Here is a 24,380-nt window from a genome sequence, read left to right as displayed (position 1 = left end):
AAAATATAAATTATGAATCAACAAATAAGAAGTGATGAAAAAACATTCTTTGGAATTAAAGCAAATGGACCTGTTTTTATAGTTTCATTACTTATTGTTTTAACTCTGGTGATAACTACGCTAATTGTTGGTAAACCTATGGAAAAATGGTTTTCTGATACTCAAAATTTTGTAGCAAATAACGTAGGGTGGTTCTTTATCTTATTAGTAAATGGGTTGTTAATCTTTTCTCTTTTTTTAGGTTTTGGGAGGTTTGGAAACATTCGAATTGGAGGAGATCAAGCCAAACCAGAATTTAGTAAAATGGGATGGTTTTCCATGTTGTTTAGTGCAGGAATGGGAATAGGCTTATTATTCTGGAGTGTAGCTGAACCAATTTTTCACTTTAAAAGTAATCCTTTTCTTGATGATTCAGGGAATAAGGTAGCAGCAGCCAAACAAGCAATGGGGGTTACTTTTTTGCATTGGGGAGTTCATGCTTGGGCGCTTTATGCAGTTGTAGGTGTTGCATTAGCTTTTTTTACGTTTAACAAAAAATTACCATTAACTATAAGGTCTATTTTTTACCCTTTATTTGGCGAAAAAATTCATGGACCAATAGGAGATATAATCGATATCATATCAGTCATAGCTACTTTATTTGGTTTAGCGACATCACTTGGATTAGGTGTACAACAGATTAATGCAGGTTTGGAATATCTATTTAGTATTGAAAATAGTGTCACAGTACAGGTAATTTTAATCGTAGTAATAACTCTTTTTGCAACATTGTCTCTAATTTTGGGAATCGATAAAGGAATTCGGTTATTAAGTGAATGGAATATGCGTCTTGCAATATTTTTACTACTACTCGTTCTATTTGTTGGGCCAACATTATTTCTATTAAAAACATTTGTTCAGAACATAGGTCATTATATTTATGAGTTTTTTGAGTTAAGTTTTTGGACAAATTCCTACAATGGCGTTGGTAAAGAAAAAAATTGGCAAAATTCATGGACAGTATTTTATTGGGCTTGGTGGATTTCATGGTCTCCATTTGTAGGCATATTTATAGCAAGAATTTCTAAAGGAAGAACTATTAAAGAATTTATTTTAGGAGTTCTTTTAGTACCAACATTATTGACTTTTTTATGGCTTTCTGTATTTGGAGGAAGTGCTATATATCAAGAATTAATTGGAAACTCAACCATAACAGAAGCGGTCAATAACAACGTAGCAACTGCAATATATTATTTGTTAGAGCAATATCCTTATACCAAATTTGCTTCTGTAGTAACGGTTATTCTTGTAGCGAGTTTTTTTGTAACTTCATCGGATTCTGGATCATTTGTAGTTGATATGTTAACTTCAGGAGGAAGACACGATGCTCCAAAGGGGCAAAAAATATTTTGGGCTACGATTGAAGGACTGATAGCTTCGATTTTGTTAATAGGGGGAGGATTAACAGCTTTACAGACAGCTTCAATACTTACAGGTGTTCCTTTTGCCATAATAATTATTGTCATGTGTTTTAGTTTTTATAGGTCTCTTACTGAATATAAAGAAGAACAAGAAAAAAAAAATAAAAATTGAATTTCGTGTTTCTAAAATAGAAATTACTTTTTTTTGTTTTTGATACTTTAAATAAAAATAAAGTTAGTTACATAACTAAGTTATCTTTATTTTAAACGATAGAGATATTGTTAATATCTACTTGTAGTAAATGATTAAAAGCAAAATGAAATATGGAGCAAACAGGAGTAACAGTTTATTTTTATATTCCCCAAAAAGTAACAATTCTTGATGTTAGTGGTGTTTTACAAGTATTTGAAGAAGCGAAAAGACTGGGCTTTGGTTATCATTTTAATTTTGTCGGTAGCCAGTTAGTTGTGGAAAGTTCTTCTGGGTTAACAATCTCTTCATTAAAAGATTTTAGAGAAACTAATCCATCAGAAAATGATATTATTTTTATATCAGGTTCAAACACATTTCAAATGTTTGATAGTTTTGAAGATCAAGCTTTTTTTGAATGGATAAATAAAGCCAATTGTAAAAAAACAACTATTTGTAGTATTTGTAATGGAGCTTATCTTTTAGCAAAGGCGGGACTACTAAATGAAAAGGAGTGCACTACTCATTGGAATTTTATCGAAAAGCTACAAACTTACTTTCCGCTTTTAAAATTGCAAAACGGTATATTATTTAACAAATCAGATAATATTTACACCAGTGCAGGAGTAATTACAGGTATTGATTTAGCATTATTTTTAATTGAAGAAAGGCATGGTAAAATGATTGCAAATAAGATAGCAAAAGATTTGGTAGTTTATAAAAGACGGCATTCTAAAGATGAACAGGATAGTGTATATTTACAGAATAGAAGCCATCAAGATGAAAAAATCCATATTGTTCAAGATTGGATTATCCATAATTTAGAGAAATCATCAACAATTCAATCTTTATCAGAATTAGTGCATATTAGTCCCCGTAACTTAACTCGCACCTTTAAGAAACAAACAGGTGTAACGATAGCTGAATATAGGACAAAGTTGAGAGTTGAAAAAGCGAAAAGTTTGTTAAGTAACTCCGACTATAAAATTGACTATATAGCTAATTTATGTGGTTATAAAACATCCAAGCAGCTTAGAGTTATTGTTGAAAAGTATTACGATTCTTTGCCTTCTAAAATTAAAAAAAGAATGTCCTAAAACGATTATTGATTGTCCTTTTTACTTATGTATAACCAAAATATCTTTGGTGTCAATAATTAAATAACATGACATGAAAAATAAAAAAGTGTTACTATTGCTTGCCCAAGGCTTTGAAGAGTATGAAGCAGCAGTTTTTACAGATGTAATTGGTTGGAGTAGAGTATTAGGAAATGAGCCTGTTGAAATGGTTACAACAGCATTAAAATCTGAAATTAAGTGTACTTGGAACTTAAAGGTTAGGCCAGAATTAGATTTTGATAATGTTGATGTTAAAGATTTTGATGCGATAGCTATACCTGGTGGTTTTGAAGATGCAGGGTTCTATGATGATGCTTATGATGAAAGATTTCTTAATTTGATTAGAGAATTTGATAGAGAAAAAAAAGTTATCGCAAGTATTTGTGTTGGAGCCTTGCCGATTGGTAAATCGGGGGTGTTAAAAGGAAGAAAAGCAACTACATATGATTTAAGTAATGGAGTAAGAAGAAAGCAGCTTGTCAGTTTTGGAGTAATCATTCAGGACAAACAAATTGTAGTTGATAGAAATATTATTACATCTACTGGTCCAGCTACAGGATTGGATGTTGCATTTAAATTATTGGAAATATTGACGTCTAATAAAAACGTTGATAAGATTAAAAAGCTTATGAGATTTACAATTTAATAGTGGTAATTTCGTCATGAAAAATAATGAAAGTTTGCCTAATATAGTTATATAGGTTAAAAAATAACTGAAGAAGCTTATCTAAGCTTCTTTTTTTGAAATAGGTTTGTGTAAAATAGAAAAAGGCTCTTAAGTACAAGTATCTCTGATATAAATTTCATTTCTAAGTAAGAAATAGATTATTCTTTAGAGCTCTCATATGATTTTTTATCAACTACTTTAAGATTTTATTCTATTCTAAATATACTTCTTTTTAAATTTTAGCTAAATCTAAGTTACATTTATGATAAAATAACGACAAATAAGAGAAATGTATAGCAACTTAAATTGCATGCTTTATTTTTTTTAATAAACTGTAGTATTGAATTTTAAAATATTATATGTTTTAAATATATTGAAAATGAAAGATTATTTTGTTTTGCAATACAAAATGCTTAATAGAAAAATAACTGAATTTGGTATGTCAGTTATAATGGCATACTCAATTTTATTGATAGGCTTTTATTATTTATCACAATATATTATTGCTTTAGATAGGGGGGGGAGCTATTTGTATCTTTTTTTAGCAACTATTTATGTATTCGCGCAGGGAGAAGGTAAGCGAAATGATTTTTTAAAACTGATTTTCAATTCATATAATTACTATAGAATCAGAGTTTTAGAAAATTTTATTTTAAGCTTTCCTTTTTTAGTTTTTTTAATTTACAAAGGTTTTTTTATTCATGGCTTAGTTTTAATTGCTATAGCTGTATTTTTAGCTTTTTATAGTTTTGCTATCAATACTAATTTTATAATGCCAACACCTTTTGGAAATAAGCCTTTTGAATTTACAATAGGTTTTAGGAAAACATTCCTCATTTTATTGGGTACTTATTTTTTAACTTATATGTCGGTTTCAGTGGAAAATTTCAATCTTGGAATATTTTCAATTATTTCAGTAGCATGTGTTTGTTTAACCTATTATTTTAATCCCGAAAAAGATTATTTCGTCTGGAGTTTTAATCTAGACCCGAAAGAATTTCTAGTCTACAAAATTAAAACAAGTATTTTATTTTTTGCCTTACTAAGCATGCCTGTTGTTTTGATTATAGTTTTGTTTTTTTTTGAAAATATTTTAATTATAATAGGTTTTTGGTGTCTCTCTTTCGTCTATTTGATAACAGTAGTTTTAGCAAAATACTCGGTTTACCCCAATAAAATGCATTTACCACAATTATTTTTGATATTACTTAGTCTTAAGTTTCCTCCAACGTTACTAGTCATAATACCTTACTTTTACTTTCAATCAATTAAAAAATTAAATTTAATTTTAAATGATACAAATACATAAATTATCTAAAAAATATGGTAATAAAGTAGTTATCGATTCCGTTAATATGAAATTTAAAAAAGGAAAAGTCTATGGAGTTGTTGGAGAAAATGGTGCAGGTAAAACTACGCTTTTTAATTGTATTGCTGGTTTAGAAAGTTATAAAGGAAGTATTTCATCGGATATAAAAAAATTAAAGGATCATGTAGGGTTTTTATTAACAGATCCGTTCTTTTTTTCTAAAATAACAGGGGAAGAATATATTCGATTACTTACCAACGCTAGAAATATTAAAATTGAAAAAATTGAAGATAAGAATATTTTTGACTTACCATTAAATGAATATGCTTCAAATTATTCGACAGGGATGAAAAAGAAATTAGCATTAACTGCAATTCTTTTACAGAAAAATAAAGTATTTATTCTTGACGAACCATTTAATGGTGTTGATATTCAAAGTAATATTATAATAATTGAGTTGATTAATGAGCTAAAGAATTTAAATAAGATAGTAATAATTTCATCTCATATATTTTCAACATTATCAGAAACTTGTGATGAAATTTTTTTACTAAAAAAAGGACAGGTAGTAAAGAAGGTAAACCGAAAAGATTTTGAAGGGTTACAAAAAGAAATGAAAGAATTTACTATTGGATCAAGAATACAAAAAATAGGTTTGGAATGATAATATTGAGTGATAATAATAGCGGTTGTTTTAGGTTTTTGCTATAGAATACATTAGGATGATATTTTTGAGTTTTTAATTTAAGTTTTTGATAAAAAGTAGTTTAATAATAAAACTGCGTATTATTTTCTCACCAGATCTTATTAGAGATAAATAGTTAAGAAAGTTTGGTTAATACGCAGTATCCCTAAATTATTTAATCAAAATTATATAAAAAAAACACAATAAAAAATAGAGGATACTACTTAAAAAACTGTGAGGTTTAACCATTATAAGATCTAGTATTTGACATTACTTATTCTTTGCTATAAGAAGGAAGTGGTACAACTTAAAAAAGTAAAAACCTTAAAAAAATAAAAATATTTTCAAGTAAGGAATAGAAAATACCCACAAGATACTTAATGAATAAAACAGAATCTTAAGTATTATGAAAGCTTGATTATTAAATTAATAACAGATAATTTTTTAGTATTAATTACATTATATTTTTGTTGTCAACATAAAGTAAAAACAGAAACTTATAAAAAATAAGTCAGCTTCTGATAAGTTATTACATATAAAAGCTGATGAAGAAAAAAATGGAATATTTTAGGATGAAAATTGTTGAAAAATTTTTAAGTAATTATTTCTGAAAAACCTCCAAATCAAGTACCTCCTTTATATGTCCATAAAAACGAAGATGAACTTTTTATATATTAAAAGGTAACTATACTTTTAATTTTGGGAGTAAAAAAATAGATGTGAAGCAAGGGGACTTTATCAAATTACCTAAAGGAATTACATATAATTTTACTAACACTGATACGCTGCCTGATATTACCATTAGTACTATTACTCCAGGAGGATTTGAAAATTTTTTTAATGAAATTTCAATAGCATCAAAAAAAATAATTTAAAGAAACAAAAAAGCTACTTTAGTAGCTAAATATGGAGTTTCGTTTGTTAAATAAATACTAAGAAATTTGTGCGATTGCCTTAAAATTTTAAAATTAAATTTTAGATTTTTTACAAATCATAAATTTAAGTAGGATCAGAGCGTGCTAGGTCAATCAAATTGTTTATAAAATTAACTAACTCATTAGGCCTGCGTGGTTAAATAAATACTACCTTTGAAGGTAGAAGGGTTAATTGTTATTTAGTTACCAAAAAATGAAAAACGCATTATTGATTTTATCATGTCTAATCAATCTAGGATGTAAACAGGAAACCAGAAAAAATACTTTTAAAATTGAAATTGATTCTTCCTCAAAACAAGAAGTAGTCCATAAAAAAAGTAGGCAGGTTGAAAAAGTAAAAGAAGAAGAAATAGTTAAAAATGAAAAATTATTTGATCCAAAAAGTTTAGATACACTTTTGTATTTTAAAGATTCTCTATTAGTTAGTTTGAAAAATACAGATTCACTTTATATACCCGATCACTATTTTGAATCAAAGTTCTTGGACTCATTAATTGCTATTAATGATAATGATTATGAAAAAGAATTAGAGATAGAAAAATATCTTTTAAAACTGAATGAAGATTATGCCAAAAGGGATTCTTTAGGGTTGCATTTAAAAATAAAAAATGGAGGATGGAAGTTAATTTCTTCAAACGTTGACGTCTATCAATTAAATATATTCGAATATTACTTTGAGAAATATGGATTTTATGCTATTCGTACACAATGGGGAGAAGGTAATGGTTATAAATTAATAAATGAAAATGACGGGAAAGAGCTGAATTTATTTGGTAGACCTTATTTTTCTAATAAGGGAAATTATCTAATATCTGTAAGCGTGGACATTGAAGCTGGCTATAGTAGAAATGGTTTCCAACTTTTTAAAAATAATAATGGAAATTTAAAGGAAATAGGTTTTTATGAACCCGTAGGTTGGGGACCTAGCGTTGCCAAGTGGGTTAACGATTCAACAGTGATTTTTAAAAATGAGACAGTTGAATTTAAGGACGGTCTCATGAATAATATCTACTTTTATTCGAAACTGAATATTAATAATATCGATTAAACTTATTTTTTAATTTACATATTTATATTTAACTAGTAGTAAGTAAGCTTAAGCTGTTACCTCATTATAAGAGTTTAAACTTAAGTAATATGATTTGAATAACGATTAATAAAAAAGAAAGGAGTTAAAAAACTCCTTTCAGTTTAAAATACGAATAAAAACCCTTCTAAAATTTAATCGCCTTTTTAATTAATTTAGAATAATTGTTAGCTATGTAACTAAAGTCGCTAGGAGACAGCTTCGTAATAACTTTCGAAGATTGAAAAGTATGAAGTTGTGATGTTTAGTTAATACATTAGTACCTCAAAACGACATGGTAAAGATTAATAAATAAAATGAATAGTAAAATAGGGGATTATACTGAAAAGAATATAGATCAACCATTAGTAAGATAATAGAAAAGCCCTTGTTATACTGTGTATGTCAAATAGTATAATTACTTAGTTATACCTTGTATTAGATTCTTATTTTAGTAAAAATTATAATAGCGTATTTTCTGTAGAGCACTAGCATTTGTTTTAAGTTCAGAAAGAATGACTTATTTAAAGAATTTATTATTGCTAGGTTCCAATTTTTATTAGACAAAATTAAAAGTAGTTTTTAAGGGTGCTGAAATTAGTATACTATTTTTATTAAATAGTTGAAAATCAATTTTTCAAAAACTGAATTTATTTAGTTTTTTTAAGTGTCCATTATTGAGTGTTTTGATGTTGAGTTTGTGTAATATGTAATAAGTATACTTTTATTAAATATTACTATTATAAATTTGTTATTAGGTAACTTATTTAAAATACTATGAACTAAAAACTATGTTTGTTATTGGTTATAACTTAATTTGAGTAGGTAGTTGAAAAACAATTTAAAAATCTAATTGAAATATTAGACTAGTTTTATAGAAAATCTAATTAAATCGTAGCATGAAATGTGGAGTTTGCAAAGACTAAAAAACTAGATAGGTATCTGCTAAAAACTATAACTAAAAAAGAAATAATTTAAGAAGGTAAGTTTATATTAGGCAATTAAATAACAGGTTACATAAATTCATTTTGCAAACTTACTGATTCTGCTCGGAAAGAAATTTCTGGGCAGTTTTGATATATGAAATGTTTATAATTTAACTTTAGTAGAACTTTTAATAATACAAAAAAATACTGAGTTTCTGATAATTTTTAAAGCGTATTAAATAAGAAAATAAAGCCTCCAATTTTACTTTAAAACTGGAGGCTTCTTCAAAATTATTTCAAACATACTACTTATTTATTGCATAACTGGCTGCCTTACCAAATTCTGCTAACGTAAGTAAGAAATGTCTAAAAAGTCTTTGAATCCCTTCGATTGTTTTTTTCCCCATAATATTTATTAATTAAATCCCACTACAAATTTATATAAGATTTTATGATGTATTGTGTGTTTTCGATAGTTATTTGTTATTGTTGTATAGATTATAATGTTTGAAAATAAAGAAGAAACTAACTTTTATTATCGAGGTTTACTGAAGTATAGTATGCTTTTGAAGTGTTAAAAAAGTTTTGAAAGTGTTAAATACATACTAAGAAAGTAAGCTAGAAACAAAATATAGACAAAGATAATTAGAATAACAAAAATAAAAATATGTAATGAATAGTATCCTTAAATTTATAGAGAGTATCAAAAGTAATTATAAAGTTACTGATATGCCATTTCTAAATCGACAGCTAAAAAGAGTAAAAGTAGCAAAGCCTTATAAAGGGTTGAAAATCTTACATAATATTCCCTTCACAAAAGAAACAATTGTAAAATTAGGTATATTATACGAGGGAGGGGCAGACCTAACAATAACTTCTCCCAGTTTCATGGAGGTAGATAAAAATTTAATCAATCAGTTTGTTGATGCAGGAGGAACATGGAAACAATTACATGATATTAATAGTGAAGAGATTTTTGATGTCCATTTAGATTGCGCGGCAGAGTTAATCTTTCGCTGTCCTCCTAGAATAGGAGCTGTTGAAATTACAGGTACAGGTTCAAACAAATATGGTTCAAGTAAAAATGAATATCCAATTATATCGGTAGACAAAAGCAAAATTAAGAGCTTAGAAGGTGTTTTAGGAACAGGAGAAGCCTTTGTAAGAGCTTTCGAAAAATTAACCCATGAAGATATATCTGATAAAAGTTTCATGGTTTTTGGATATGGAAAAGTAGGAAAAGGGATAGTTCACTATTTAGAAAAAAAGACAAAAAAAATAGTTGTTATTGATAAGAGCTTAATAAATGTACAAAAGGCTAAATTAGCTGGTTTTGAAGCTTATCTATTTAATGATAAAGTTAAAATTGAGGCATTAGCAAAAACTATGTTTGCCGTGGTGACAGCTACAGGAGTTAAAAATTCAATAAGTGATAATTACGATAAAAAAGCTTTTCAATCAAAATACCTTGCGAATATGGGAGGTGAAGATGAGTTTGGATATAAGTTTGATTCAAAAGAGGTTATGTGTGAAAAAAGACCAATTAATTTCTTTGTTGAAAAACCTACGCTAATGAGGTATTTAGACCCTGTTTTTTATGCTCACAATCAGGGGGTTGATTTACTTATGTATTCAAATCTGAAAGCAGGACTCCACCCTTTTCCTAGTTTTATTTCTGAAGAAGTTGTTATCGATTGGGAATTCTTGTTTAATGAAAGTTTAGATATTTAAGAATGGAAAAATTACAAAAGTTAATTAAAAAATGTACACTAAAAGTTTTGTACGGAGGTAGTTGTCCAATCTTAACTAAGATAGCTTCAAATTATAAAAATAATTTTGGTGTTGGCTCTTATCCTTTCAGGTATAGAGATAAAATGACAGGTACATTAGGTATTATGATTGCTGATGTTTACGATGTTTTAGAGCATAAACCAAATAGTCATTTAGTAAAAGCTGCATATAAACAATTAGCAAAAGAAGTTATGAATCAGTTTAATTATCTTATAAAAAATGAAAAAATAGAATTTGAGCCATATGAGGGAGAGGGAGAGCCTTATGCAAGTAGTTTTGATATGTTACTTGATATTCATAATCATCATATATATTTTTTTAAAACAAAAGCAGGTTTTGGAGGAGAGGTTGAAATAAAAGATAATGTAATGTTAAATAAGACCGGTTTAACAATAAATGGTTATGAGTTGGTTATTAATGATGTTTTTAGGATAGTACATGATATTTTTGGACACGCCATGGACGGATATGGTTTTGGTCCTGTTGGAGAAGATAAGGCTTGGTTTAGCCATTTGAAGATGTTTTCGCCTCTTGCCGCAGCAGCTTTATCAATGGAAACTCGCGGACAAAATTGTTGGGTGAATTTTGGAAAACATTTAAGAGACAAAAATAATCAGTTGTTTACAAAAAGAGATTCAAATTATATTCCTCCGCCTGAGCGACCCTTTGCAGAGCAAAAAATGAATCTTCTTCCAAGTTATATTTCGGGAATTGAGGTTTTCAAAAAAGAAGATAAAGTTTTAGCTAATTATATAAAGGTTTGGGACCCAGTAGAAAGTGTTTTAATTCATAAAGTATGAATGAGTTTTTACAAAAAGCCTATATGGAAACTACCTATCAGATAGTAGGAAAAAAGGATACATATAAATTACGATTGGATACCCTAAATCACGAATTTAATATTTGGTGTAAGAAGTGTAACATTAAATCTTGGGCTTTTATAACTGCTTTTAATCCTTTTTCGAATGAGCTTTCTAAATTTGAAAACGAATTATTAAACTCCCAACTTCAAAAAATAATTCTTAAAGAAGGCTATAATTTTAATTTAGGAAAAGGGGTTCCGGCTAATGATAATTGGAGTGCTGAGGAAAGTTTTTTTATTCATAATATTACGTTAAGTAATGCTAAAAAAATAGGAATTCAATTTAATCAGAACGCAATTGTCTTTGGTGATTCCGACAATCTACAAAAATTGATTTGGCTTGTTTGAAAATAATTAAAGGTTTTATTGTTTTAGATAACGATTTAAAATAGCAAACGTTTTATCTAATATCAAATGAAATAATAATAGCAATTTCATTAAAATATGAAATTGACACATTTTTTTGTTTGTAAATTATTGTAAGGAATTAAAAAAGACTGTCTAATTAGACAGTCTTTACCCCCTTAATATGGTTAGAATTAATATGAAGTTGTTCTAACACGTGTTTATTAGTCGGAAAAAAAGTTGATCATTACATGATAATAATTCATTTGTGTTTTGTTATCATTTTTAAAGTAGTGTTTGAATAAAAAAAACTTAAAAAAATGTATTGAAAAATATTTTGAGAGTTCTTCGGGAGATATTTCAAAATATTTTTTTATGCAAGGATAAATAAAAGATAGTCCATTGAATCTTTCAAATCGATAACGAACAAAATAAGAGAGAGTAGTGAAAAGATTTGATAAATAGCGTTCAGGTAAGAATATTTTTTAAATCAATAAAACTATAACAATATAGCATATTTATTAAAGTTCTTAGAGCTTAAAATCATCATAAGTCAATTACAATCAATTCACAATAGAAAAAAGCCATCAGAGCATCGCAAGGGGTGTATTAGTATTTCGATGATAAATCTGATAGCTTTTAACAACTTTATGTAGCAAATGTATAATCTTATAGTTAAAAAATATATTGTGTAGTATTAGTGACGTATTAATTAAAGTGTTGTTTTTTAGTTTTTTAAAATTGATAAAAGCTACCAGAACATGTTTAGGGAAAGGAATTGTTTTGGGGATTGTTTAGCTCTGATAGCCTTAGACAAAAAGTATTAATTATTTAAAATCAATCATTAATATTCTAAATTGGATTAATCATATAGCAAATGTATATCTTATATTAGTCGAAAAGAGTACATGTCGTATTTTTGATTAGATTATGTGTTTAAAAACAAAAGAATATGTCTAAAAAGAGTAAACTAAACGAAAAGAATAAAATAGTTTTCAATTTGAAAACAACTTTTTAGTTAGTAACCAATGAAAGGTTAAAAGCTTTTAAATCGGATGTGTCTCTGTTAAAAAATTAGATGGCTTGAAAAAAATATTCTAACCCGTTTTTCAAAAGCGGAAAAACACTAAAATCTTGTCGGTTATCCCTTTAAATTAATTGTTTTTAAGAAGTACTTTTATATTGTTGTTTTTTTAAGCACAAAAAATAAAAGAAATTTTAATTTTATTATTATGGGGAAATTATTAATAAAAAAAACGAAGTTATTTTTGGGGCGCTTACTATTAATTCTAGGCGAATTTGGTAAAGGAGCGAGTTATGCTTTAAGACACTAAAAAAGTAAACTAACCAAACTATTATTTTATAAAAAAGTTCTCGAAGTCCAACATTTTGAGAACTTTTTTAATTAATCATTATTTTAACCAACACTTTGAAATTTAATTTTAAAAAAATGTGAAAATTTAAAGTAATTTGATTTTATAAAATACTTTAGTTTTATCGTTTTATGTAAAGTAAGAAGGGCTTTTGAATGTTATAATAGAGGTTTACACGGTCTCTAATTTATCTAGATATTTTTTTAATGTAGAGAATAGTTCATTTCTATAATGGAAAATATCATCAAGAGTCTCTATGCTGTATTTCTTACTGTTATTTTTTCCATTATTGAAAAGTTCTAAATATTTTTTACTATTGTTTAAGTAAAGTCTACATATTGGTTTCCTATTATTGTTATCTAAAAGAATTCCAAAATATGATTGGGTATCTCTATAGGATATTCTTTGGCCATCTATTTTTTCCCTTAATATCGCCTTTATTATTTGAAAACCTTCAATTTCTTCCTCTGTCGTAATTATTTTAGGAAGATCATTATCTATAATTTCTTCTTCTTTGGCTTTCTCTTCATTAATATTTAAAGCTGATTTTAGTTTAGCATTTACCACATCGTTTATTGACGATGATATTGCTTTTTTACCATAATCTTTAAACATTTCAAGTCTACTAGCTGTAATGGGCTTATTATAGAACCTATTTACTAAGAGTTTTATAAGTTCATCTGATTTCATTTTCAAATTCTGTTCTTATTGCCCTTATGTATTTTAATGCTTCTGCGGAATCAACAATACTAGAAATATCAAATGCTGATTTTGAAAACTTCTCTAATTCTTTTGCAGTGGACTCTTTTATGTTTTCTAAGTTTAAAGTTAAAAAAGGTTTTTCATCCATTATATTTTGCGATTCCAAATCAGTAAAGAAGTTATAGGTAATACCATTTGTAAGGATACCAAAACGGGCTTTGGAAACATTAAAATACCTATGAAGTTGTGAGTTGTGCGAGTTTAGATTTTCTTTCCAGTGTTTACATTCAATAATGATTACAGGTGTTTCATTTTTTAAAATAGCATAATCAACTTTTTCTCCTTTTTTAGTTCCAATATCTGTTGTATACTAAGGAAGTACTTCTGTGGGATTAAAAACATCATAGCCTAATATTTGAAGAAAGGGCATGATAAAAGCATTTTTGGTAGCTTCTTCAGTGGTTATACTCACTTTTAATTTTTCAACTCTTTCATAGAGTTATTCTAACTTGTTTTTTAGTTCCATTTTTATTAAAATTTGGTTATAAAAATCATCTTTAAAATAAGAAAAATAGCTCAGAGTTTAAGTCGTGGCAAATAATATATTGTCATTTGTGTTGAGGAGCGTATGTTTTATTAAAACGCGGAAAAACACTACATAGTTGTCGGTTATCCCTTAAAGAAAATGATTTTTATAGAGTAGTTTTATAATGTTGTTTAATCAAGCAAAAAAAGTAAAAAAAATTAAATTTTATTATTATGGGGAAATTATTAATAAAAAAAGTGAAGTTATTTTTGGGACGCTTACTACTAATTTTAGGTGAATTTGGAAAAGGAGCAAGTTATGCTTTAAGAAATTAAACAATGTAACTAACCAAACTAATTATTTTATAAAAAAAGCTCTCAAAAGTCAAGTTTATGAGAGCTTTTTTATATTCAGATATAATTTGCCTATAAAAAAATATCTTCAACTATCTATTTGTGATAGAATTCAATAAATAAATTAAAGAAAAACTAAGCAACACGAAACAAAAAAAGCTTATATATTTTAAATATAATTTCATAAACTTCGTTTCATTTTAAATTTTTAATAAATATTTTATGAATGAATTAGAAGAGAATTTGATGTTGCCAAATGGAGTAGTTTTACATAACAGAATAGCGAAATCTGCTATGAGTGAAAATTTATCCAATAGATATCATGAGCCGACTCCTGTCTTAATAAACTTATATAAAAAATGGGCACAAGGAGGAGCCGGATTACTTATTACAGGAAATATTATGATTACTTCAGATGCTATTGGAGAGCCTAGGAATGTAGTTGTACAGGATAGAAAAAATATGAAAATCCTTACCCAATGGGCGAATTCGGTAAAAGGCACTGAAACACATTTATGGGCTCAGATAAACCATCCAGGTCGCCAAGCTATGAAAGAAATTAATAAAAAATTGAAAGCGCCATCTGCAGTACCGCTAAAAATGAGCGGAAGAAAAAATGTGTCCTCAAAAATACCTGAAGCATTAACAGAAAGTGAAATTTTAACTGTAATTGATGCCTTTGCAAATACATCGTTAATATTAAAAGAAGCAGGATTTTCAGGTGTTCAGATTCATGGAGCACACGGATATTTAATTAGTCAATTTTTATCACCCAAAACAAATATAAGAAAAGATAAATGGGGGGGGAGTTTAGCAAATAGAACACGATTTGTTGTTGAAGTTTATCGCAAAATAAGAGCTTATGTAGGAGATAAATTTCCAATTGGAATAAAATTAAATTCTTCAGATTTTCAAAAAGGTGGTTTTTCAGAAGAAGAGTCAATGGAAGTTGTGAAAATCCTTTCAAATGAGGGAATTGATTTAATAGAAGTATCAGGAGGAACCTATGAGTCACCAATGATGATGGGAAAACAGAAAACGAGCACAAAAGAGCGAGAAGCGTATTTTATGAAATATATAGAGAAAGTAAGGAAAATAACAGATACCCCTTTAATGCTAACGGGAGGGTTCCGTACTGCTTTAGTAATGCAAGATGCCGTTGGGTCAAATAAGTTAGATGTTATAGGGGTTGCTAGGCCCTTTGCTGTTTTTCCTAATATGGCAAATGATATATTAAAAGGAAAGCGTAACGAGTTTCAAACAAGAATAAAAAGAACAGGGGTAAAAGCAATTGATGGAATGATGAATATAATATGGTATGAGGAGCAACTAAAACGAATAGGGAACGGAAATAAAACGAATCCGGAATTAAATGGATGGTTGGTGTTTTTTAAATATTTATGGTTGATAGTAGATAAAAAGATAATAGAAGTTTTCAAAAAATAATTCTTCATTTATACTGAAATTTTGATGTTGAAACATAAATTTCTAATCACTAAAGAGGTGGTCTAAATCTATTATTGAAATAATAGTAAAATAAATATTTTATATTTGTGTTAAGTAATTATCTTTCAGCTGTTTGTTTTTTTTAAAATTAGATTGTAATTTTTGTTATTCTTTAAAAGAAGATCTAGATAGTGATAATACTATCTATAATTGAAAATCAAAATTATGATAAAATCAGCCTTAAGAACTTTAATACTAGCAACAGCATTACTCACTTTAAATACGTGTAGTAGCGATGACGAAATAGTGCCCAAGTTAGAAAATAATTCAAATTATAAAATTCTTAATTTAGGAGCCTCAAGAGTTGAGGGAGCAAGGCCTCAATATGAAAGTTATCGTTATGAACTTTGGAAAGATTTGAAAGAAAATGGTTGGTTTTTCGATTTTATTGGAACACAATCTGATGAAGCGTCATACCCATTATTTAATTCAGATAGTTTTGATAAAGACCATGAAGGAAGAGGAGGATGGACTTCAGGTCAAATATTGGAGGGATTAAATGATTGGTTAAATCAAACAGGATCTCCAGATATTGTTCTTTTTAGCTCGCCAGGAGGGAATGATGGACTGAATGGATTATCTTTTGAAAAAGCAGTTTTAAATATTAACGCTATTATTGACATTCTTCAAGAAAATAATACAAATGTTATAATTATTATTGAGCAAATGTCACCGGGTAGTTCAGATATAATGACACCAGAACTAACAAGTTTTATTAATAATATGCGGCAAGAGGTTTTAAATATGGCTATTAATCAAACTACACTTACATCAAAAGTAATAGCAGTTGATATGTTTACAGGTTTTGACGATAGCCTCTTGGCTGATGATGTTCATTACAATTTATTAGGAGCAGAATTTATTGCTTCGAGGTACTATAATGTGTTAAAGAATGTTTTAGATTGATAGGTGATGAAAATAATAGCTGAGGTTTTTATTTGAAAATTTTAAAAGATTGTGTTTAATGTAACCTACACAAAGAAAATTAATTATAAATAGGAGGAATAAAAAAGAAGAAGTAACCTTTTTAGAGTACTTCTTCTCTTTTTATTAAATAACTAACTAAACATGAAACTATTTAAAATTACTTTAATTATTATATGAGATTCATAATATTTGATAAGTTGTTGATATCAATCGATGAATAGACGATAAAGTAACGCTAGAATTATCAAAATTAAGGTTATGAGTAGAAAAGTTTATTTGATATTTTAAAAACAGTTAACTTTTTTATTTTTTTATGACTGTTTGTTAGACACTGTTGTCTACTTAAGTTTTATTTAAAAGTATATTTTCCCGACAAGAATAATTTATTTAAGAATTTTCTAAAAGGATTGAAAATTACAGAGGAAAGAAATAACTTTGATTCTAAATAAGACTAAAAGACAAAATTAAATAATTACACTAATAATTTAGTATAGTTATCGCCTATAAGTTAACGTGAAATTTGCAAAAAATATTTTTAAAATACTGATTTTAAATATTCTGTCTTTTTAAAGACGATGATATCTTTTTTTGTTTTAAATTTATTTTTTATCAAAAAAATATTATAATTTAGTAATACTCAAGAGACGTCTTGAGTTCTTTTTCATAGCAATTTTCCCGCTCTATTTTAGAGCGGGTTTCTTTTTACATAATATTGTTTTTTGTAGTTAAAGAAAAGTTTTTGTGAAATGTACTAGCATAAAAATTATAATTTGAAAGAGTTTTATAAGTTTATAATATCAAATTGTTCGCTACATTAATTTTTATCAGAATATTAGTATGAAGCAAAAATGTATTTTCAACTAAGATAAATTAATTTAAAAAATGCTTTATATTATAAAATCTTGTAAATAGAATCCATTGATAAAATTTTCTAGGTAATTTTTTAATAAAATTTCAATTAACATTGTTACATTTAATTTAACGAATCGTCTATATAGAAACTAAAAAAATAAAAACAATAATAAAATGAATAAAAAAATAAGTTTTACGATTGGACTACTAGCTGGTTTTATGTGCTTCTTTATGTTTACGGTTTTGATATTCGTAATTTTTGGTAACTTTTCAATAAAATAAATTATGAATAAAAAATCATTTTGGATAGGATTTATATTGGGTGGATTGCTCTTTGCGCTTACAGTTGTAGTTATTTATTTAAAGTTTGGTGTTCAACCAGATATTGCTTTAAACAAAGTTAAAGTTACAGATTTAAGTGGAACTAAGGTTGAATTATATGAGTATCTTGGAAAACCTCTAGTAGTAAATTATTGGGCTACTTGGTGCATTCCATGTGTTAAAGAATTTCAACACTTTGAAGAGGTAAAGAAAGAGTTAGATGATGATGTAAATTTTGTAATGATTTCAGATGAGTCTTCTACAAAAATCAATAATTTTTCAAAATCGACTTCTTATAGTTTTAACTATTTGAGAAGCACTGAAAATTTATCTGAATATGGTATTAATGCAAGGCCAATAACTTATTTTTATAATGCTAAAGGAGAATTGATTACTAAATATACGAGTAGTTTAAATCGTGAAACTTTAAAAAAAATAATTGAAGAAATTAAATAAAAAGAGTTTGTTATTATTAACTTAAAATATTTTTTGAGTTAATTTTTTATGTTTAAAACTACAAAGTTTTGACTTCTTCATATTATATTTTTCATTTATTCTGATTACCTATATAAAAAAGAATTTTATAATTGAATAATTTGTTTTTTATCTCATTAATTGAAACCCACTAGAGAAATTAGCTTTAATTTTAAATCGATAAGAGGATTAAAATAAAATTGTTCTAATAACAATATATAATATTAAATAGAGACAAAATAAAAGACTGCCTAGTGCGGCAGTCTTTATCCCCTAAAAAAATTAAAACGAATTATAATTTTCGTTTGATTCAAAAATATATAGATTTTTAGTAAATTAAGAATTTAAATAGAACACATAAGTTATTTAAGAATAAAAAAAACAATTCTAAGTTCAAGAAAAATAAATTAATGAAAAAATAATTAAACTTATTACGAATTTATTTTGTTTGGGCAGAATAGAAAATTTATAGGTTAAAATAGCGCATTCTTAAAAAAAGTCTAATTTAAATTACATATTCAGTATTAGTTTAAATAGTATGAATTTATTGAAATAATGAACTATCTCATAGTAAAGTTAAGTTTGTTATGGAAACAGATTACTTAGTTAAAATAATTATATTATTAAATCCAATATAGTGAATTTGTGAGATTAGATGTTTAATGTGTTGTAATTCATTTTTTGGTGGTGTTGGTGGTCTTGTGGGAAGGTTAAAATGTCTATTTGAAAATGGAATTAAGTGAAAGGTAAGGTGCAAATAAGAGAATTAAAAATATACACTAAGAATCTAGAAGGTCAATTTAAATTTTATTCAAAAATAATTGGACTAAAGGTTATTGATTACTCTGAAAATTATACTACTTTTCAGATTGGAAATTCAAGAATTCAAATGGTTAAGAGTGATATTTCTCATCCTTATCACCTAGCAATAAATATACCTTGTAATAGAGAGCACGAAGCTCTGAAGTGGCTAAAAGAGCGAGTAGAAATTCTTAAAGTAGGACTTAATGAAATTCAAGATTTTAGATCTTGGAATGCTAAGGCTATTTATTTTTATGATTTAGATAATAATATTATTGAATTTATAGCTAGAAAAAATATAAAAAATAAAAGCAAAACAAAATTTAGTGCTGATTCATTGCTAGAAATTTCAGAAATAGGAATACCTGTTAACAGTATTGAAAAAATTTTCAGAAAAATTCATAGAACTACAGGGATGAAAAAATTTGATGGCGACTTTGAAAAGTTTTGTGCTATAGGCGATGAAAACGGATTGTTTATTAGCATTAATAAAAAAGTTAAAAGTTGGTTTCCAACTGGAGATAAAGCTTATTCTGCTACTTTTGAAATAAGATTTATAGAGAAAGGATATAATTATGAGTTAAAATTCATAAATGAGGATGTAACTGTCACAGCATGTGGTGGATATTAAAACCTTATCAGATTATTTTTTTTATTAATAGCTAACGAAAAATAGGTTTTAAAAGAAATAAATTTAATCTTTTTTAAAATGTGTCAGTTTGGAGTTTAGAAATGCCTTAGTAATAATAATACAGTTTATTCTTGTTATGGATTTTATAGCTTCAAAAAAAGCGATACGAAAGGAATCAAATAAGTTTTCTTTAAAAGTAACATGATTGTTATTTTCAAAATAAATTTAAAATTTTTCAGATAAGTGTAATCATAAAATATAAAGTTAATTTTGAATTATAGAATAAAGGAAAAAAGTGCCTATTTATCACTGAGTCTTTATTTAGAATAGTTTTTTTCTTTTACATAAAGATCGTTGACATTATTCTTTCTAATGTAAAATTTATAAATTCTTACAATAGATATGTAAGGCAAATTTTCAAATTATATTTTGTTTGTTTAAGTATGTTTATTTATGATCAGTAGTAAGAAAAGAAATAATTATTAAATAATCTCATATGGGTTAGTTGAAAAAAAATCTAGCTAAGCAAATTTTAATGTTAATTTTTGGTAACATTCCTATTTATAAAGGAATAATTAGATGGGTTATTATTTTTATTGAATATAAGGGACTCAAAAAATTATAGTGGAAATAAACTAGTATTTTAATATCTGTTTTGTCTTTTATAGGGTTTTTGAGGTTTTACAATAGGGGGATTCCTTATTTTAAATGTACTTATAGTTTGCTAACTTTAAGTAAACAAAGACCACAACTTTTAAGTTTAGTTTCGTAAGCTTAAAATAGTGTTTCATAAAAAATAATTAACTAAACTCAAAAATTAATGAAAACCTTTCCTAAAATTTTATTGATTACAATACTAAGCTGTCTACTGTGTTTAATCGCTTGCGAAAATGACAACTCTTTTGAACAGAGTGATAATTCAGGTAGTTCGGTAGTTATTGAAAAACTATCAAGAGTAGCAACAAGTGATGACATAAATTTATGGTTGAATACCATAACGAGCAATGAAACTATAGTTTTTGAAGAAGAAAAAAAAACAACTCCGTTAGCTCCTGTCCACACCGTAGATTACGTAGATATTTCGAGATACACAGGTCGCTGGTATGGTATAGCTAACTTTCCACGACCTTTTAATAAGGGGTGTTCTTGTACTGTAGCGAATTACGGTATTATTGATGTAGGGTTAAGTGTTGTAAATAAATGCATTCGAAATGATGGGAATGATACAGGGGGTGCTGCCGGTAAAGCTATTGTGGTTGACACACTTTCTAACGCTAAATTAAAAGTTAATTTCCCACCTAGTCCAATATACGGAGATTATTGGATAATTGATTTAGTGAATAATGGTTTTCATAAACCATATAGTTTTTCAGTGGTTAGTGATCCTACTCGTAATTCCTTATTTATATTAAGTAGAACGCCAAGAATAACCACAGTTAGGCAAAAAAATGAACTTCTTAAAATTTTTAGAAACTTAATTCTGCAAGGGTATGATTTAAAGAAACTCAAAATTATTCCCCAAGAAAACTGTAACTATTCTTTTTTTAAAGGATAAAAATAATTTCAATTTTTTATTAGAAGAATTAAAAAGGAGAATGAGAAACTCTTTTAAGAGATTCTATTCTCCTAAGTTAAATAACAAATATCAAATAAAAATATTATGATATTTGAAATATAAATTAATAAAACTTTTAGTGTTAAATTATTCGATGATAAGATGTTATGTGGTGATTAATACAGTTTGAATTATAATGTTAAAGCTATAGAAAAATAATAATTATAGATTAAATGTATTATAGAATCTAAAAAAAACAAAAATTGAAATATTTTTATTGAAATAAAATACAATTACTATTTACTTATTTGTTAAGAGATTTTATAAAGGTCAAAGATGGTTAAATTTTAGATGATGTTTAGAAGTCTCAATAACAATCCGTTTTTATTTTGTTTTTCTTTTTAAGAGTTTCAATAGATATTCTAAAGTGTTTTAGAGATATAAATTCAATAACCTTTAAAACCTCATTCATCATTGTAATAGATCCACAAATATATATTAAGCCTTCATTTTTTATTACTGAACAAACTAGTTTTTCTTGATTTTTCAAAGTACTTTGAATATATCTACGATCTTTGCCTTCTCTTGAATAGGCATGATGAAATGTAGATAGTTGTCCGCTTTGAATATGTTTATCTACAAATTTTTTGTATAGCTCAAATGAGTTTTTCGTTCTTCCCCCCCAAAATAAATGAGTATTTATCTTTGAAGTATTTTCATTTATCATACCAATGAAAGGGGCAATACCAGTACCATTGGATATAAGTAAAATTTCATTAGTTTTTTTGGGAAAATGAAAGTTTGAGTTTTTTTTGATTATTGCTTTTATCGATTCATTATTTCGAAGACTGTTTAGGTAGTTGGAACATACACCGAAATAGTGTTTTTTAACAGCTAAAAGAATAATATTATCTATCCGTGCAATCGAATAGAGTCTTTCAACAATATCGTTTTCAGGGTAGATACAAAGTAAATCTCCTGATTTAAACTTTATATTTTTATGAGGTTTGAATTTTATTAAAAAAGTCTGATCTTCATTAGTATATGTTTTGGAAATAACTTTAAAATAGTTCTGACTTTTAGGATTTTTTTTGTTTATCTCAACCTTTAGTTTTTGATCAGTTACCTCACTCAGTTTAAAAACCCAATTTTTAAAAGAATGTATTGACTGATTATGAATTTTAGTTATTGGTAAAAGAGGTCTAAAAGTAGCCTTAGTCCTCATTAAATTATCAATTTTTACTGCAAATTCACAATATTTTGGATAAGCCATCGATCCAAATCCAACTACAGCGTACTTTAGACGTTTATTAGTTGGAATCTTCTCAAAAAGAGATTCAAATTTTTTAGCATTCGAAGGTGCTTCACCATCTCCGTAAGTAGCTGTAAGTATTAATAAATTTTGACAACTCTTAAAGGCGTCGTAATTATTTAAATTTGTAGTATAAACTTTTTTGTTATTTTTTTCAAGCGCTACTTTTAAAATATTAGCATAGTAATTTGTACTATTTGTCTCAGATCCTACCAAAATTACATATTCAGCTTCGTCTTTCCCATATTTATTTTTTAATAGTTTGGTAAAGGTATTTCTATTTTTAAAAAAAATGAAGAATCCTGAGTATATTAAAAAAATGATACCGCCAGTTGAGATTAATAAAATTATAGACCAAAAAAAGCTTCCATTTCCAGTGTGTAAAATATAACTCCAGTTTACCATGCTTTCAGTTCTGCTGATAAAATAAGTACTTAGAATTTCACCAGAATATTGATGGATATAAAGCTCTTCATTCTTTTTCGTTAGTTTGAAGTAATCTTCTGCGTCCTTTGAGAAGGGAAACTCTAAACTTTTTACTGATGAAAGTAAGGTCTCATTAAATATATTGAAGTTGATGATATTTATTTTACTATAATCTTTTTCCACAAAAGAAGTAGCGTGTTTTGTTTTTTTTTTAGATAAAATATTGAACTTGTCTAGCGATAAGTAAATTCCTGTAGCACATATTATCAAGATTGGGATGAGTACCATTCTACCTATAACTATGTGGTAATATTGTTCAAATTGTTCTTTAACTATCTTGGAGAAGAATTGTTTAATTCCCCCTTGTCTTTTAATAATTAAGATAGTTCCTGTAATGGTAATAAGCAGTAAAAAAGCAGAGAATAATGTTACAATCAATCTTCCAGTTGATTTTAAAAAAAGCGACCTGTGTAGCGTTGTTGCAAATTTATAAATAGATTTTCGTCTGATGAAACTATCTATTTTTTTTCCAGTTTTTGGATCTATATAGAAAGTCTCTTTAGTTCCTTCATTCGTAACTAAAGAAGTTTTTATTCTGTTGTTTTCATCAATTTCAATAGCAATTATTTCTGAATAATTTTCTTGAAGCTTCTCAATAGTTTTAGCTAGTGTGTAATCATTTAAATTTGAGATGCTTGAAGGGGAATTTTGTATTTCAATTGGCTCATATGCCAAAATACCTCCTGTTACAGAAGCGATAATTATAAAAATACAAGAAAATATAGCCAATATTAAATGACTATATCTCCAAATAGACGTTGTCATATTGTGGATAGTATTATTGAGGCATCATGCGTATGTATCTTATAAAACCCTTTCCTTCTAACTTATTTTTTAAGTTTTCAGAGGTTAATTCAATTAGAACATCATCTGTGTAATATTCTTGATCTTCAACAGCAGATTCAAAACGTAATTTGTATCCATTGTCTATTTTATTATTATCTATTTGTATTACACTAATAGCCCGTTGTCCTCCGCTTATAGTTGCTCCAGTTATCGCATCAATATTAGTTCTAGTTTTACCATGAAAATTCCACCACTCAGTTATATCAGAATACCATTCATCATCATCTCCTTGGACATATAAGGTTTCCAAGTATTTATTTTGATTATCTAATAGAGAGATAACAACATAAGCACCTTCTCCAGTATAATTTTTCATTTGAATCATACACTTGTAGGATGTTTTATCAATAATCTTATTAAAACTGGAAAGAAATAAGGTGCTAAATAAAGCAATAATTAAAGTTTTTTTTACAACCATTAT

At 27.0% G+C, this 24,380-nt stretch carries 19 protein-coding genes; 15 read left to right on the top strand and 4 right to left on the bottom strand.

The features are described from left to right. Positions 1 to 12: 12 nt before the first annotated feature. The 10 genes from AC2GW8_RS04560 (at position 13) to AC2GW8_RS04515 (ending at position 11,297) form a co-directional block, all read left to right on the top strand. Positions 13 to 1,572: a BCCT family transporter gene (locus AC2GW8_RS04560; RefSeq protein WP_440881607.1), complete on the top strand. Its 1,560-nt coding sequence runs from the start codon at positions 13 to 15 to the stop codon at positions 1,570 to 1,572. A gap of 152 nt (positions 1,573 to 1,724) precedes the next feature. After that, entirely contained in the window at positions 1,725 to 2,687 is a 963-nt protein-coding gene (locus tag AC2GW8_RS04555) for a GlxA family transcriptional regulator (protein WP_440881606.1), read from the top strand. An 88-nt stretch (positions 2,688 to 2,775) separates the two neighbouring features. Continuing rightward, positions 2,776 to 3,354: a DJ-1/PfpI family protein gene (locus AC2GW8_RS04550; RefSeq protein WP_440881605.1), complete on the top strand. Its 579-nt coding sequence runs from the start codon at positions 2,776 to 2,778 to the stop codon at positions 3,352 to 3,354. Positions 3,355 to 3,754: 400 nt separating this feature from the next. Then, positions 3,755 to 4,684 (top strand): ABC transporter permease, encoded by a 930-nt coding sequence (locus AC2GW8_RS04545; protein ID WP_440881604.1) that lies wholly within the window; start codon positions 3,755 to 3,757, stop codon positions 4,682 to 4,684. Continuing rightward, complete coding sequence (locus tag AC2GW8_RS04540) at positions 4,668 to 5,348, top strand: ABC transporter ATP-binding protein (protein WP_440881603.1); 681 nt, start codon at positions 4,668 to 4,670, stop codon at positions 5,346 to 5,348. Before AC2GW8_RS04545 ends, AC2GW8_RS04540 begins: the two co-directional genes overlap by 17 nt. A gap of 692 nt (positions 5,349 to 6,040) precedes the next feature. Then, the gene (locus AC2GW8_RS04535; RefSeq protein WP_440882183.1) at positions 6,041 to 6,244 is read left to right on the top strand and encodes a cupin domain-containing protein; all 204 of its coding nucleotides are present in this window, start codon (positions 6,041 to 6,043) and stop codon (positions 6,242 to 6,244) included. Positions 6,245 to 6,497: 253 nt separating this feature from the next. Continuing rightward, positions 6,498 to 7,352 carry a hypothetical protein gene (locus AC2GW8_RS04530; RefSeq protein WP_440881602.1) on the top strand — a complete coding sequence of 285 codons (855 nt, stop codon included), beginning with the start codon at positions 6,498 to 6,500 and terminating at the stop codon, positions 7,350 to 7,352. Positions 7,353 to 8,968: 1,616 nt separating this feature from the next. After that, a complete protein-coding gene (locus AC2GW8_RS04525) occupies positions 8,969 to 10,027 on the top strand; it encodes an NAD-binding protein (RefSeq protein WP_440881601.1) in 1,059 nt (352 codons plus the stop codon). Positions 10,028 to 10,029: 2 nt separating this feature from the next. Next, positions 10,030 to 10,887, top strand: coding sequence for a hypothetical protein (locus tag AC2GW8_RS04520; RefSeq protein ID WP_440881600.1), 858 nt, complete (start codon positions 10,030 to 10,032; stop codon positions 10,885 to 10,887). Further along, positions 10,884 to 11,297, top strand: a complete 414-nt coding sequence (locus AC2GW8_RS04515) for a DUF3293 domain-containing protein (protein ID WP_440881599.1) — start codon at positions 10,884 to 10,886, stop codon at positions 11,295 to 11,297. The genes AC2GW8_RS04520 and AC2GW8_RS04515 overlap by 4 nt, the downstream gene beginning before the upstream one ends. A gap of 1,541 nt (positions 11,298 to 12,838) precedes the next feature. On the opposite strand, the gene AC2GW8_RS04510 is transcribed toward AC2GW8_RS04515, so the two are convergent. After that, complete coding sequence (locus tag AC2GW8_RS04510) at positions 12,839 to 13,357, bottom strand: hypothetical protein (RefSeq protein WP_440881598.1); 519 nt, start codon at positions 13,355 to 13,357, stop codon at positions 12,839 to 12,841. Then, positions 13,344 to 13,661, bottom strand: a complete 318-nt coding sequence (locus tag AC2GW8_RS15305) for a hypothetical protein (protein ID WP_527252138.1) — start codon at positions 13,659 to 13,661, stop codon at positions 13,344 to 13,346. Before AC2GW8_RS15305 ends, AC2GW8_RS04510 begins: the two co-directional genes overlap by 14 nt. An 809-nt stretch (positions 13,662 to 14,470) precedes the next feature. On the opposite strand from AC2GW8_RS15305, the gene AC2GW8_RS04495 reads away from it, so the two are divergent. From AC2GW8_RS04495 to AC2GW8_RS04475, 5 genes are all read left to right on the top strand, one after another. Then, entirely contained in the window at positions 14,471 to 15,694 is a 1,224-nt protein-coding gene (locus AC2GW8_RS04495) for an NADH:flavin oxidoreductase/NADH oxidase family protein (protein WP_440881596.1), read from the top strand. Between the two features lie 225 nt (positions 15,695 to 15,919). Next, the gene (locus AC2GW8_RS04490; RefSeq protein ID WP_440881595.1) at positions 15,920 to 16,660 is read left to right on the top strand and encodes a GDSL-type esterase/lipase family protein; all 741 of its coding nucleotides are present in this window, start codon (positions 15,920 to 15,922) and stop codon (positions 16,658 to 16,660) included. 1,158 nt (positions 16,661 to 17,818) lie between these two features. Further along, positions 17,819 to 18,310, top strand: a complete 492-nt coding sequence (locus AC2GW8_RS04485; protein WP_440881594.1) for a TlpA family protein disulfide reductase — start codon at positions 17,819 to 17,821, stop codon at positions 18,308 to 18,310. A 757-nt stretch (positions 18,311 to 19,067) separates the two neighbouring features. Next, positions 19,068 to 19,760 carry a VOC family protein gene (locus AC2GW8_RS04480; RefSeq protein ID WP_440881593.1) on the top strand — a complete coding sequence of 231 codons (693 nt, stop codon included), beginning with the start codon at positions 19,068 to 19,070 and terminating at the stop codon, positions 19,758 to 19,760. Between the two features lie 820 nt (positions 19,761 to 20,580). Further along, positions 20,581 to 21,315, top strand: coding sequence for a lipocalin family protein (locus AC2GW8_RS04475; RefSeq protein ID WP_440881592.1), 735 nt, complete (start codon positions 20,581 to 20,583; stop codon positions 21,313 to 21,315). Positions 21,316 to 21,682: 367 nt separating this feature from the next. On the opposite strand, the gene AC2GW8_RS04470 is transcribed toward AC2GW8_RS04475, so the two are convergent. Both AC2GW8_RS04470 and AC2GW8_RS04465 read right to left on the bottom strand, forming a co-directional pair. Next, positions 21,683 to 23,878 (bottom strand): PepSY domain-containing protein, encoded by a 2,196-nt coding sequence (locus AC2GW8_RS04470; protein ID WP_440881591.1) that lies wholly within the window; start codon positions 23,876 to 23,878, stop codon positions 21,683 to 21,685. 13 nt (positions 23,879 to 23,891) lie between these two features. Further along, entirely contained in the window at positions 23,892 to 24,377 is a 486-nt protein-coding gene (locus AC2GW8_RS04465; RefSeq protein ID WP_440881590.1) for a DUF2271 domain-containing protein, read from the bottom strand. Positions 24,378 to 24,380 lie beyond the last annotated feature (3 nt).

The organism is Tenacibaculum profundi (assembly GCF_057162725.1).
The sequence above is the reverse complement of the archived record's forward strand: the minus strand, read 5'-3'. Positions and strand labels throughout refer to the sequence as shown.

Bases quoted from the DNA above. Each gene is read 5' to 3' on its own strand.
- AC2GW8_RS04560 (WP_440881607.1), top strand. From the start codon at position 13: ATGAATCAACAAATAAGAAGTGATGAAAAAACATTCTTTGGAATTAAA.
- AC2GW8_RS04555 (WP_440881606.1), top strand. From the start codon at position 1,725: ATGGAGCAAACAGGAGTAACAGTTTATTTTTATATTCCCCAAAAAGTA.
- AC2GW8_RS04545 (WP_440881604.1), top strand. From the start codon at position 3,755: ATGAAAGATTATTTTGTTTTGCAATACAAAATGCTTAATAGAAAAATA.
- AC2GW8_RS04540 (WP_440881603.1), top strand. From the start codon at position 4,668: ATGATACAAATACATAAATTATCTAAAAAATATGGTAATAAAGTAGTT.
- AC2GW8_RS04530 (WP_440881602.1), top strand. From the start codon at position 6,498: ATGAAAAACGCATTATTGATTTTATCATGTCTAATCAATCTAGGATGT.
- AC2GW8_RS04525 (WP_440881601.1), top strand. From the start codon at position 8,969: ATGAATAGTATCCTTAAATTTATAGAGAGTATCAAAAGTAATTATAAA.
- AC2GW8_RS04520 (WP_440881600.1), top strand. From the start codon at position 10,030: ATGGAAAAATTACAAAAGTTAATTAAAAAATGTACACTAAAAGTTTTG.
- AC2GW8_RS04515 (WP_440881599.1), top strand. From the start codon at position 10,884: ATGAATGAGTTTTTACAAAAAGCCTATATGGAAACTACCTATCAGATA.
- AC2GW8_RS04510 (WP_440881598.1), bottom strand. From the start codon at position 13,357: ATGAAATCAGATGAACTTATAAAACTCTTAGTAAATAGGTTCTATAAT.
- AC2GW8_RS04495 (WP_440881596.1), top strand. From the start codon at position 14,471: ATGAATGAATTAGAAGAGAATTTGATGTTGCCAAATGGAGTAGTTTTA.
- AC2GW8_RS04490 (WP_440881595.1), top strand. From the start codon at position 15,920: ATGATAAAATCAGCCTTAAGAACTTTAATACTAGCAACAGCATTACTC.
- AC2GW8_RS04485 (WP_440881594.1), top strand. From the start codon at position 17,819: ATGAATAAAAAATCATTTTGGATAGGATTTATATTGGGTGGATTGCTC.
- AC2GW8_RS04475 (WP_440881592.1), top strand. From the start codon at position 20,581: ATGAAAACCTTTCCTAAAATTTTATTGATTACAATACTAAGCTGTCTA.
- AC2GW8_RS04470 (WP_440881591.1), bottom strand. From the start codon at position 23,878: ATGACAACGTCTATTTGGAGATATAGTCATTTAATATTGGCTATATTT.
- AC2GW8_RS04465 (WP_440881590.1), bottom strand. From the start codon at position 24,377: ATGGTTGTAAAAAAAACTTTAATTATTGCTTTATTTAGCACCTTATTT.